Annotated in this window: 13 protein-coding genes; all 13 read right to left on the bottom strand. The window is 41.5% G+C overall.

Annotated features, from left to right (window positions below; genetic code table 11):
- Positions 1–2 precede the first annotated feature (2 nt).
- Positions 3–1,118 carry an alanine dehydrogenase gene (ald, locus tag IH879_02875; protein ID MCH7673878.1) on the bottom strand — a complete coding sequence of 372 codons (1,116 nt, stop codon included), beginning with the start codon at positions 1,116–1,118 and terminating at the stop codon, positions 3–5.
- Positions 1,119–2,381: an insulinase family protein gene (locus IH879_02880; protein MCH7673879.1), complete on the bottom strand. Its 1,263-nt coding sequence runs from the start codon at positions 2,379–2,381 to the stop codon at positions 1,119–1,121.
- Positions 2,382–2,413: 32 nt separating this feature from the next.
- Complete coding sequence (gene pnp / locus IH879_02885) at positions 2,414–4,504, bottom strand: polyribonucleotide nucleotidyltransferase (protein ID MCH7673880.1); 2,091 nt, start codon at positions 4,502–4,504, stop codon at positions 2,414–2,416.
- Between the two features lie 91 nt (positions 4,505–4,595).
- Positions 4,596–4,865: a 30S ribosomal protein S15 gene (gene rpsO / locus IH879_02890; protein ID MCH7673881.1), complete on the bottom strand. Its 270-nt coding sequence runs from the start codon at positions 4,863–4,865 to the stop codon at positions 4,596–4,598.
- Positions 4,866–4,878: 13 nt separating this feature from the next.
- The gene (locus IH879_02895) at positions 4,879–5,811 is read right to left on the bottom strand and encodes a bifunctional riboflavin kinase/FAD synthetase (protein ID MCH7673882.1); all 933 of its coding nucleotides are present in this window, start codon (positions 5,809–5,811) and stop codon (positions 4,879–4,881) included.
- A 13-nt stretch (positions 5,812–5,824) separates the two neighbouring features.
- Positions 5,825–6,544, bottom strand: coding sequence for a tRNA pseudouridine(55) synthase TruB (gene truB / locus IH879_02900; GenBank protein ID MCH7673883.1), 720 nt, complete (start codon positions 6,542–6,544; stop codon positions 5,825–5,827).
- A 1-nt stretch (position 6,545) separates the two neighbouring features.
- The gene (gene rbfA, locus IH879_02905; protein MCH7673884.1) at positions 6,546–6,890 is read right to left on the bottom strand and encodes a 30S ribosome-binding factor RbfA; all 345 of its coding nucleotides are present in this window, start codon (positions 6,888–6,890) and stop codon (positions 6,546–6,548) included.
- Between the two features lie 3 nt (positions 6,891–6,893).
- A complete protein-coding gene (locus tag IH879_02910; GenBank protein ID MCH7673885.1) occupies positions 6,894–7,175 on the bottom strand; it encodes a DUF503 domain-containing protein in 282 nt (93 codons plus the stop codon).
- 16 nt (positions 7,176–7,191) lie between these two features.
- Positions 7,192–9,819, bottom strand: coding sequence for a translation initiation factor IF-2 (infB, locus tag IH879_02915; protein MCH7673886.1), 2,628 nt, complete (start codon positions 9,817–9,819; stop codon positions 7,192–7,194).
- A gap of 39 nt (positions 9,820–9,858) precedes the next feature.
- On the bottom strand, positions 9,859–11,103 hold the full coding sequence (gene nusA, locus IH879_02920; GenBank protein MCH7673887.1) for a transcription termination factor NusA: 1,245 nt from the start codon (positions 11,101–11,103) through the stop codon (positions 9,859–9,861).
- Between the two features lie 29 nt (positions 11,104–11,132).
- Positions 11,133–11,576 carry a ribosome maturation factor RimP gene (locus tag IH879_02925; protein ID MCH7673888.1) on the bottom strand — a complete coding sequence of 148 codons (444 nt, stop codon included), beginning with the start codon at positions 11,574–11,576 and terminating at the stop codon, positions 11,133–11,135.
- A 151-nt stretch (positions 11,577–11,727) separates the two neighbouring features.
- Positions 11,728–12,399, bottom strand: coding sequence for a tetratricopeptide repeat protein (locus IH879_02930; GenBank protein ID MCH7673889.1), 672 nt, complete (start codon positions 12,397–12,399; stop codon positions 11,728–11,730).
- Between the two features lie 157 nt (positions 12,400–12,556).
- The coding region (locus tag IH879_02935; GenBank protein MCH7673890.1) for a hypothetical protein at positions 12,557–12,763 on the bottom strand (207 nt) is incomplete at its 5' end.

A 12,763-nucleotide genomic window follows, 5' to 3' on the forward strand; every position in this document is an offset into this window, starting at 1 on the left:
TTTTATTGGACAATCTCTTCGAGAGGAGTGTAGGGTAATTTGAATGCCTCTGCAACGCTTTTGTAGGTGATTTTCCCATAAGCGATATTGACTCCTTTCGCGATTTCTGGGTTGGATTTAGCAATATGGGGAAATCCCTGATTGGCAATTTGAATTGCATAGGGTAGTGTTGCATTGGTCAAGGCTTTGGTTGAAGTCATTGGGACAGCGCCTGGCATATTTGCCACACCATAGTGAACTACACCGTCAATTTCATAAATCGGGTCTTCATGAGTAGTCGGCTTGATTGTTTCAACACAGCCTCCTTGATCGACGGCAACATCAGCAATAACCGAGCCCTTTTTCATGAGTTTCAACATATCGCGGGTGATTAAACTGGGCGCTTTTGCCCCTGGAATCAGAACGGCTCCGATAACCAAATCTGCTTCTGAGATGGCCCTGCGGATGTTTGCTGGATTCGACATGATTGTGATAACGTTTTTAGGCATCACATCATCGAGGTATCTAAGTCGTTCCAAATTAATATCCAAAATCGATACTCTCGCTCCAAGTCCAGCAGCAATTTTTGCAGCGTTGGTACCTACAATGCCTCCACCGAGAATAACAACGCTGGCGGGCTCAACGCCCGGCACCCCACCTAACAATATCCCTTTCCCGCCCTCTAGTTTTTCTAAATATCGGGCGCCCTCTTGAATAACCATACGACCCGCAACTTCACTCATGGGAATAAGAAGTGGTAATTGTCCTTCCTCATTTTGCACTGTTTCATAGGCAATCGCTATGCATTTAGAGTCGACAACTGCCTCGGTTAACTCCAGAGAAGCTGCGAAGTGAAAATAGGTAAAAACGATCTGATTTTCACGAATAAGACCGTATTCTTCAGGCAAGGGTTCTTTTACCTTCATAATCATGTGGGCCTGCTTAAAAACCTCGGTAGGATCAGAGCCTATTTCTGCACCCGAACTTACATAGTCCTCATCTGTGAAACCACTGCCTAACCCTGCAGCTTTTTCAATAATTATCTCATGACCATAACTGCTTAAAATTTCTACTCCGGCGGGAATCAAAGCAACTCTGTTTTCATTTGCTTTTATTTCTTTCGGTATTCCCACTCGCATTTAGAGTTCCTCCACCTTCGAGTTTTGGGCCTGAGGTTTCAGAATTGTAGTATAAATTCTGTCACTTGTAAAGAGTTCGTTTGCGATATTTAAGATATCTTCCTGAGAAACCTTTGCTATTTCATTCAGAGTATCATCTAAGGTAAAGTTTTTTTGCAGATAGATTTCCATTTTGGCTAATCGATTCATGCGGCTTGAGGTGCTTTCCAAACCCAACATCAGATTACCTTTAAGTTGTGACTTGGTTCGGTCCAATTCCGCACTGCTAATGGGTTGCTTCATCAATTGCTCAAGCTCTTTGTTGATTAAATCAAGCGAATCGTCAACTTTGTGTTTGTCTGTGCCAATATAGATTCCGAAAAGTCCGGTATCAAATAAAAAATCAATGAAAGAGTAGATTGAATATGCAAGGGCATGTTTTTCCCGAATATTTTGAAATAAGCGAGAGCTCATTCCGGAGCCAAGCAAAGTATTTAAAACCAATAAGCCGAATTTCTTTGGATTTTGATATGAATATGCATGAGTTCCCAAGCAAACATGTGCTTGAATAGCCCCATTTTCCATGACGTGTTTGCCGTGGCGAGGTTCCTTTGGAGGTTTATAATTTTGACCGCCGTTTTTGCCAAGATTCTCGAAATTCTTCTCCACCAGTCTTGCTAATTCATCATGATCAACATTTCCAGCCGCGGCGATAACCAGCCTGTCAATAGTGTAATTATCAGATAAATAGTCCAGAACGTTTTGCCTGTTAAAGCTTGTGATATTCTGACGTTTACCTATGACAGGCAATCCGAGAGGATGGTTTGGGAAAACGTCATCCAAAAAATACTCATGAATTAATTCTTCGGGTGTTTCTTCGATCGTATTTAGTTCTTCGAGAATGACCTTTTTCTCTTTTTCCATCTCGGATGTTTCAAACAAAGCATTGCTTAAAATATCTCCAATAATCTCGACAGATATAGACAAATGTTCATCCAGGACGTGAGCGTAATAGCAAGTTAATTCTTTGCCTGTAAACGCATTTAAATGCCCACCGACAGACTCCAGGCTTTCGGCGATTTCGAGCGCGGTGCGATTTTTTGTGCCCTTAAAAAGCAAATGTTCGATATAATGGGATATGCCATTGTTGTCGGGTACTTCATCACGGGAGCCAACGTTTAGCCATGCCCCAATGGAAATGGACCTTACATAGGGTATTCTCTCAGTTACTAAACGAATACCATTGTTTAAAACCGATTTTTTGAATTCTGCCGATGTGATCATGAATGAAACTCTTCATTAACCATTAATGCTGTCTAATTTTCGGAATCATTTGTGAGGAGTGCTTTTCTACTTAAGTCAAGCTTGCCCTGCGGATCGATGTCCAGCAGTTTAACCTCGACTTCATCCCCGACTTTAAGGATATCCTCTACTTTATTTGTGCGTTGATGGGCGATTTGTGAGATATGAAGAAGGCCTTCTTTTCCGGGCAGTATTTCAACAAATGCGCCGAAGTTCATGATTTTTTTTACTTTGCCCTGATAGGTTTTCCCTTTTTCCGGCTCTTGTACCAATTGCTCTATCATTTGCATTGCCATCGCGGCACTTTCAGCCTCAGTTGATGCAATAAGAACCGTACCATCGTCATCAATATTTACGGTGGCTCCGGATTTTTCTGTTATTTCGCGTATTGTTTTACCTCCAGGTCCAATGATGGCGCCAATGCTATTTACATTTACTTTCATTGTGGTAATTCTGGGTGCATGAATTGAAAGATCGTCTCGTGGTTTAGCCAGAGTCTGGTTCATGATTTCTAAAATTTTTAGCCGAGCAGTTTTCGCTTTTTCAAGCGCATCAGCCAATACATCAGTGGGGATTCCTTTTATTTTGATATCCATCTGAAAGGCCGTTATACCTTTATCTGATCCAGCAACTTTAAAATCCATGTCGCCAAGGTGATCTTCGTCGCCGAGGATATCAGTTAAGACAGCATGCTTATCATCTTCTTTAATAAGACCCATCGAGATGCCGGCAATTGGCGTTTTAAGCGGCACACCCGCGTCCATAAGGGACAGGGTTCCGGCGCAAACAGTTGCCATTGAAGATGATCCGTTTGATTCCAAAACATCCGAAACGACTCTTACGGTGTAGGGAAAAAGCTCTGTCGAAGGCATCGCCGGTTTGATGGCTCGTTCCGCCAGATTTCCATGACCAACTTCCCGTCTGCTGGTGCCGCGCAAGAAACGAATTTCTCCGACGCAAAAAGGTGGGAAGTTATAGTGAAGCATGTAGCTCTTCCAAAACTCGCCTTCCAATACATCCATTCTTTGTTCATCCATTTTAGTACCGAGAGTCGTTGCTGCAAGAGCCTGAGTCTGCCCTCTGGTGAATAAAGCTGAGCCATGTACACGTGGTAACAGCCCCACCTCACATTCTATTGGCCGAATATCATCTAAACCTCTGCCATCAATTCTTTTATTGTTTTTGACAACTTGTTCTCTGACCAGGTTTTTCTCAATTTCATAAATTTTTTCAATCGTATCCGCAGTATGGTCAGGAAATTGTTCGTCGATGTCCTTCACAGTTTCTTCCGTCAGCTCCTGCAAGGCAAGCTTTCTTTCTTTTTTGTCGGCAATTGCCAAATGTTCGCTTAATTGGGACGTAACCTTTTCAACAATTTTTTGCTCAATATCACTCGGAAATTCTACAGGCACAAATTCACGTTTTTCCTTCCCTGCTTTGGAGGCCAATTTTGATTGCATTTCCAATAACTGACAAATCTTCTCATGGCCAAATTTCAATGCTGCAAGCATGTCCGCTTCACTGATTTCTTTGGCCTCGCCCTCAACCATCACAATCGATTCTTTGGTTGCCGAAATTATAAGTTCGAGGTCGCCATTTTCAACTTCAGCATAAGTAGGGTTTAAAACAAATTGGCCATTTACACGGCCAATTCTTGCGCCAACGATTTGTTCGTTGAATGGGATGTCAGAGATCGCCAAAGCAGCCGATGCACCCGTAATTCCCAAAACATCCGGTTTGTTTTCCTTGTCAGCTGACAAAACTGAAATTAGTATCTGCACTTCATTCTTATAACCCTTTGCAAACAGAGGGCGGATGGACCGGTCAGCTATTCGGGAACTCAGAATTTCGTTTTCGCTTGGCCTGCCCTCTCTTTTGAAAAATCCGCCGGGGATCTTACCGGCCGAATAAGCCTTTTCCCGATAGTCGACGGTTAATGGGAAAAAGTCCACGTTTTCATTCGGCTCTGAAGCGCCAACTGCTGTAACGAGCACGATCGTCTCGCCTACTCTAACGACCACTGCTCCGTCCGCTTGCTTCGCCAACTTCCCTGTTTCGATAGAATATTTTTTCCCATCAAGTTCTAATTCTTCACTGTGAACCATATTAAATATACTCCTTTATCTAAAAATTTAGACTTCTGCAAAAGTGTCTTTTGGAAAGTCTATTAAAATTCTTCCAGCGCTAATTTTTGGGCTATCGTCTTATCCCCAGCTCTTTAATAATGGATCGGTATCGAGTGATATCCTTTTTGATCAGATAATCAAGCAGACGTCTTCTTTTACCGACCATTTTTAATAAACCACGTCTTGAATGATGATCTTTCTTGTGTTTGTCAAAATGAGGCGTCAATTGATTGATGTTCTCGGTAAGCATAGCAATTTGGACTTCTGCTTTACCGGTGTCATTTCCATTTTCGCCAAATTTTTCAAATATTTCTTTTTTCTGTTCACTCGTTAGCGCCATTTATGCCTCCTGATTAATTTCTTAGAATATTTAAACTTTTCTCCCGATCCTCCTTTAATTGTGCGACTAATTCATCCGGACCGGAGAAATGTTTTTCATCCCTAGTTCTTTCAACAAATTCAATTTTAAGTTCTTGACCGTAGATATTTTCATTGAAATCAAATAGATTAACTTCCAGAGTTCGTGTGTTGGAAGCGAAAGTGGGCCGAACCCCGATGTTCATCATGCCTGCATGTTTTTTTGAACCGAAACAGGCATACACAGCGTAAACACCGTCACCGGGTATCAACTTATCGGGTGAATTGGGCTTAATGTTGGCAGTTGGAAAACTTAAATCTCGTCCCCTACCCTCTCCTTTCACGACTTCTCCACTAATAAAATAATTCCGTCCCAAAAGTTTGCTTGCGCTTTGAATATCGCCGTCCAAAAGCAGCTTCCTGATTTTGGTACTACTAACCAAATCCTCACCTACCTTAAAAGTCCCTAATTCATTTACGGAAAATCCTGTTTCCAAAGCTAGTTTTTTGAGCGTTTCGAAGTCTCCCTGTCGATTCTTTCCAAACGCATGATCGTGGCCAATTACGATCTCCTTGAATCCAACAGAGTCATAGAGAATTTTTTTTACAAATTCGGCAGGTGCTGTTCTTGAAAAGTCATAGGTGAATTCGATAATTGCAAGCCGATCTATGTCAAACGTTTTTAGAAGATCAATTTTTTCATCGATTGTTGTTAATATTCTTAAGTCGAGCTTATCGGGTGATCTGAGAACAAGTTGCGGATGCGGATTGAAGGTAACAAGTGTACTTCGCGCGTCATGGAAATTTGCTCTTTTCTTAAGTTCTTCGATAATGAATCGATGTCCCAAATGCAAGCCGTCAAATGTACCGACAGTTAAAACCGCGTTTTCAAGTCTCTTTACACTGGCAATATCCCGGAAAATTTCCATTTATTACATTCTACTAATGTTTTATTTCCCGAATCAGATCTTTGATCTCGAACGAGTCCTCTAACTTATAATCGCCAACCCGTGTACGAGTAAGCGAAGTAAGATAGCCGCCGCAACCCAATATTTCTCCCATATCATTGGCTAATGCACGGATATAAGTTCCTCTGGAACAGACAATTCTTAGTTTAAGAAAAGGATTTCTGAAATCGATAACATCCGTTTGATAAATTCTAATTTTCCGGGGTTTTCGTTCGACGACTTCACCTCGTCGCGCAAGTTTATACAGACGCTCACCGTTGACTTTGACTGCCGAATACATTGGCGGTGTTTGATAAATTTCTCCGTGAAACTGCTTAATAACCTGCTTGATGTTCTCAAGCTCAAGGTTATCCGCACTCCTCTCACTTACGATAGTGCCGGTGAGATCATAAGAATCAGTGGTTTTTCCAAATTCAATTCTGGCAATATATTCCTTTTTCAGATTCATCAAGTCCTCTACCTTTTTGGTAGCTCGGCCGGTACAAATCAGCAATACCCCGGTGGCAAAGGGATCCAAGGTTCCTGCATGTCCGACCTTTTTAATATTAAGTTGACCTCGAATCTTTTTCACAACATCAAACGAGGTCCAGCCAACGGGCTTATTAATATTGAGAATCTCTCCAAGCTCGAAATCGAACGATAATTTAAGCTCGCGAAATGTTTCACCTAAAGTTACTGCACGAGGACTTATCATTTTATTTGTGAATTTTTTTTAGAAGTAATTCAATGTTTTGGGCGTAATCAATTGTTTCATCATAATAGAATTCAAGTTCGGGGATATATTTTAAATTCGTTCTGCGTGCTATTTTACCTCTAATGAATTTAGTGGCACGTTCCAACCCACGGAGGCCGTCCTGTCTATTTTTCTCATCACCCAGAATAGTGACGTAAACTCGTGCCAATTTAAGATCATCGGTTATATTAACACCGGTCACCGTTACAATGCCAACCAGGGGATCCTTTAATTGCTGAGTGATAATCCGGCTTATTTCTTCTCTCAGAAGTTGAGAAACACGGCGTGAGCGTTTGAACTCTGGCATTTTTTAATAAATCTCCACTAAGTGGCTCAAAATTTCCATTCTGCCATCGCTCTCTATCAGCTTTAGAATTTCCTCAATGTTCATATCTATAAACTTTCGTTCATTTGAAACCATTGATATTCCCAAAGAAATTCGTTGCCATTTATCATTATTCTCAACCTCTGCAACAGAAACATTGAATTTATTTCGGATTCTTTTCTTAATACTGTTCAAGACGAGTCTTTTGGCTTTCAAAGAACTGCTTTCCGGTACAAATATTTCCAACCTGCAAACACCAACAAGCATGTTCAAAACTATGGAATTATAGAGTTCGTGCAGTTTTCACTTCTATATAAGTTTCAAAGATATCGCCATTTTTAATATCATCAAAACCCTCTAATCCAATGCCGCATTCAAAACCTGAAGCAACCTCTTTCACGTCTTCCTTAAACCTGCGCAAAGAACTGATTTTTGTGTCGTTCAAAAGTTTGTCTTGCCGATAAATCTTAATTAAATCAGTCCGTGAAACTTTCCCAGAGAGGACATAGCATCCGGCAATCTTTCCAATCTTGGGTACTTTGAATACCTCGCGTACTTCGATAGTTGCCGCTTGTTCTTCGCTGATTTCCGGATCGAGTAAACCTTCCAACGCTGCTTTGACATCTTCTACAGCATGGTAAATAATATCATACAAGCGGATGTCTATCTCATCTTTTTTCGCTAATTCGCGCGCCTGGACAGTAGGTCTTACATGGAATCCAATAATAATAGCCTGCGAAGCCGTAGCCAATAGCACGTCGGATTCGGAAATTCCGCCAACGGCCTTGTGAATAAAGTTAACAGAAACCTCTTTGTTTGATAGCTTTACAAGAGAGTCGGTTAGAGCCTCAATCGAGCCATCGACATCAGCTTTCAGGATGATATTCAATTCTTTAACTGCACCCTCACGAATTCGCTTGGCTATTTGATCGAGTGAAATATGTGTTGTTCTACGAAAATCCTGTTCCCTCTTTAGCTGTTGTCGTTTGCTGCTTATTTCGCGGACTTCCCTTTCGGTTTCCATGACAAGAAAAGAATCTCCGGCCTGTGGCACCCCATCAAATCCAACTACCTGAATGGGTGTAGATGGTGGAGCCTTCGTAACTTTCTTTTTTCTCTCATCGAACATCGCCCGGACTTTGCCACTGTAGTGACCTGCGATAAACAGGTCTCCCACTGCCAATGTTCCGGTTTGAACTAAGACTGTAGCTACCGGCCCTTTGCCTTTGTCCAGCTTGGATTCAATGATGATGCCACGTGCAGTTCGATTCGGATTAGCTTTTAGCTCAAGAATCTCCGCTTCTAACAAAATTGAATCCAGAATTTTGTCCATACCCTGACCCGACTTAGCAGAAACTTCCGCACATTGATATTTACCGCCCCACTCTTCGATTAAAACATTATTGTCGGAAAGCTGCTGCTTGACGAGATCGGGATTGGCATTAGTTTTGTCGATTTTGTTAAGCGCTACCACAATCGGAACTTTTGCAGCACGGGCGTGATTAATGGCTTCAACGGTTTGTGGCTGCACACCATCATCAGCAGCAACAATCAGTACAACCAAATCGGTAATCTGGGCGCCGCGGGCTCTCATCGCCGTAAATGCTTCGTGACCGGGTGTGTCCAGGAATGTGATTGCTTTACCATTGACCGAGACCTCGTAGGCCCCGATATGTTGTGTAATTCCTCCGGCCTCCCCTGCGATGATGTTGCTTTTTCTTATATAATCGAGGAGAGATGTTTTCCCGTGATCGACGTGCCCCATGATGGTTACAACCGGAGGTCGCGGAACTGCCGACTCGGCATCATCTTCTGATTCTTCATACTTGTCCACTATTTCAGAACCGTATTCTTGAATCATTTCGACCTCGTACCCAAACTCATCAGCGACCGCCTCGATGGTATCCACATCTAATCTCTGGTTAATGGAAACCATCATGCCAAGCTCCAGGCATTTCGTAATTACTTCACCGGGTTCGACATCCAGATGGTCAGCCAGTTCAGCCGCAGAGATGAATTCATTGACCCTGATAATATCTCCGGTTTCTTCGACTACTTCATCTTCACCATCTTTAGACTTTTTCTTTCGCCGCTTTGGTTTGGCCTCGTCCATGGCAGCAAGGGTCTGCTTGATTGATTCCTGAATCTCCTCTTCACTTATCTTGGGCCTTTTACGCTTTTTGCCCTTACGTTTGCCTTTGTCCTTTTCTGTTCCAGCGGTCGTTGCAGCTTCTTTAACTTCACCCTCTTTCTTTTGCGTGTCAACTAAAGTATCATCTTCCTTTTCAGCCTCAACAACTTCAACCTCGGGTACGGATTTAGACTTGCCCTTCTTTTTAGTTTCCTTTTCCTGTGCTTCTTTGATTTTGCCTGTCTCTTTTGCGACTTTTTTCTTAGATGGTTTTTCCCCGTCTTTTTCAGCAGCCGCGTTTTCTTTGTCTATTTCCTTCTTTGCTTTAGATATGAGCTCAACAACAGAGATTTCCTCCGGGGTACTTTCAGGCGTTTCCTCAACAATCTCGACCTTTTTCTCCTGGTCTTTCTTTAAGGCAACGGCTTCTTCTTTAGCCTTCTTGGCCGCTGCAGCCTTTTTAGTACGCTCCGGTTTATCTTCAGCCAATTTAGTTGCAAATCGCAAGCGCTCCTCCAACTCCAGGCGTGCTTTATTTCTACGCAACTCCTCCAACACCTGCTTTTCTTTGAGTTGTTTGCGAAAATCCTGGGGTGTCTCTACAGCCGACTCATCCATTTTGTACTTCTTACAAATCTCATCATAGAGATCGTCGGATACAGAGCTCATCTGGGTATGAACAGACTTATCTAATTTGGCCAGAAAACCGATAACGGCCTCGTTGGACAAACTAAATTCGCGCGCCACTTGAAAGACTCTTCGTTTCTTACTCAAATTCACTTAACTCCAATCTGAGTGAATTGTACAACGTTTATGGTATTAATTATTCTTAACGAGATCAATAATTTTTTTGGCGGTTTTTTCACCAATGCCCGGAAGTTCGGAAAGCCCCTCCACTCCCGCATCCTCAACTTCTTCAATGGTTGAAAGGCCTGCTTTCGTTAGTTTTTTGAGCATGCCGGGAGTCAACCCTTTTAAATCTTTCAAATCTTCACCCGAATCACCTGTTCCAATTTTGCCTTCCATGATCTTTGTATATTCAGACTCTTTGATAATCTCAATATCATATTCTGCTAATCGCGAGGCCAGCCGTCTGTTTTGTCCACCTCTCCCAATAGCTAAAGAAATCTGGTCTTCAGTCAAAACAGCAATTGCCTTCTTTTTATTTTGATCAACAATTACTTTGTAGACTTTAGCCGGACTTAAGGCCCTGGCAATAAAAATGCCAGGATCACCATGCCAATTAATGACGTCAATCTTTTCATTGTTGAGTTCTTTGCTGATAGATTGAATGCGAATCCCCTTCATACCCACGCAGGCGCCAAGAGCATCAATGCGTTTGTCGTTTGAAAGAACCGCAATTTTTGCACGCTCGCCAGGTTCTCTCGCGACTCTTTTGATCTCAATAATACCATCATAAATTTCGGGCACCTCCAGTTCAAAAAGACGAATTAAAATCTTTGGAGATGCTCTTGAAATTATAATCTCAAGCCCACGATTTGTCTTCTCAACGGCACTAATGATTGCTCTTACATGATCCCCACGTCGATAACGTTCGGTATGAATCTGCTCTGATTTAGGCAGTATTACTTCAGTTTTTTCAATATTTAAGTAAAGCTCATCGCGGTAGATTTGACGAACATCACCTACTATGATTTCGCCAACACGATTCTTAAATTCTTCGTAGAGGATTTCCTTCTCAGCGTCTTTTATTTTTTGATTTAGATTTTGCTTAGCAGAAACGATTAACCTTCGGCCGAAACTTTTCGGGTCGATAATTTCTATAAATTCATCGCCAATCTCGAGATCCGGTTCAACCTTTCTCGCAGATTCAAGGTCGACCTCTTCAACTTCATCGATAACTTCCTCTACGATTGTTTTATTTTGATAAATTTCGATTTCGCCCTTGTCCAGACTAACAAAGATGTCGAAATTATCAGTCTTGCCATATTTTTTCTTAATGATTCCAAGAATGGTGCTTTCTAAAATTTCACCGAGGACTTCCTTTTCAATGTTCTTTTCTTTTGCAATCGCTGAGAAGGCTTCAACAATATCGCTCTTCATTGACTAAAAACCTCCTGTTGGTCCAAAGATTACCACGGCAAGCGTAATTTCCCATTTTTAATTTTGGAAATCGGAATCGTCATGAATTCTTTCTTGCCTTTTAATTGAACTGCTTCATTTGAAACGTCGACAATTTTGCCATGAAAACTCTTAAGTTCCATGACGTCTTCATAAACAATATCTACTTCTCTATTTAGATTTCGTGAAAAATCCTGTAATCTCCTCAAGGGTCTATCCAGTCCCGGGGAGGAAACCTCGATGCGATATTTATCCGGAATGATGTCTTCAATGTCTAACCTGTCTGAAAATTCCCGGCTGATTTTCGTACATTTCTCCAAAGTGGTTCCTTCTTCACAGTCAATGAACACTTTTATTGTTTGGTTGCCGATCCTCCCATTAATTTGCATTTCTACCAGCTCAGCATTCTCTGCGGCCAATATTGGCACCAACAATTTTTCTATCTTTTCTTTCATGAAAACCAGCGTATAACAAAAAAGTGGGTCGCGAGACCCACTTTGAAGACTTGAATATAAGTAATTTATTTTGTTTTTGCAAGTTAATTCTGCATATGCAAAAATTGTATCTTTTTTAGAAAAAAACTGACATGGGTTGCCTTTTATTCGATTATGAGTTCAGTTCAGCAAGGAAAATTTCGGCTTCATTTTTAATTTGCGAGTTCGAATAGTTTTCAATCAGCTTACTCAGAATGCCGGTGGCCTCCTGAGTCTTTCCAGACAGAGAAAAACATCGTGCCGAATCGTATAAATTCTGCGGGGCCATAAACCCATCTTCATATTTTTCCGCTGCCTCTTTGTAAGTTTCGGCTGCAATAGAAAAATACCCCTTTTCTTCCTGGCATGCAGCAATACCCGCTAAAGCTGAAACCATAAGATCCAGATCGCTGCTTTGGTCCAAGAATTGCCTAAAATATTGTTCTGCCTCATCGAAGTTCTTTGACATAAAATGAGCATTGGCTAGATAATAGAGTCCTTTTTTTCCTGATTTGGTTCCACCGTAATTCTCGGCCAGGTTATTTAAAGTGCTAATTGCACTTTCATAGTTTTCCGCGAAATAATCAATTCGAGCTTTTGATAATTCAATGTTTGCACTTTGTTCTTTTTCCTGTTGTATATTCGAAAGAATAAAAGAGGCAAATATTACAACAGGAATCCCGACAAGCCCCCACGTAAAATAGCGGCTATTTTGACTGATAAAGTTTTGTGCCTTAAAATAGAAGGTGACAAATTTATCTTCTTTAATTTGTTTTTTCGTTAATCGTTTTCTTGGTTTTAGCATACAGCGGAATATCTCCTTTGATAGTTCATAGATTGACCTTGAGTCAAGGGAAGTTTGAGCACATCATTGGAAACTCCGACCCAACTGTCATTATAGAGAGTCATAATATAAATATTTTATTCAAAAATGCAATTTAAAAATGGCTTTTCCCCCGGGGTTATTTCAAGAGAGTCATTTTAAGTATTTGACTGAACTCACCGGCGTGATTTGATAAATAAATATATAATCCACTCGCCACCAAAAGCCCTCGTTGATTCCGGCCATCCCACAAGGCTGTGTAAATACCCGCTTGTTTATGTTCGTTGACTAACTCGCGAACCTGCCGGCCGGCTAAATCGTAAATGAGTATTCTGACGTTTTCTGC

It is taken from the genome of candidate division KSB1 bacterium (assembly GCA_022562085.1).
Taxonomy (GTDB): domain Bacteria; phylum Zhuqueibacterota; class Zhuqueibacteria; order Oceanimicrobiales; family Oceanimicrobiaceae; genus Oceanimicrobium.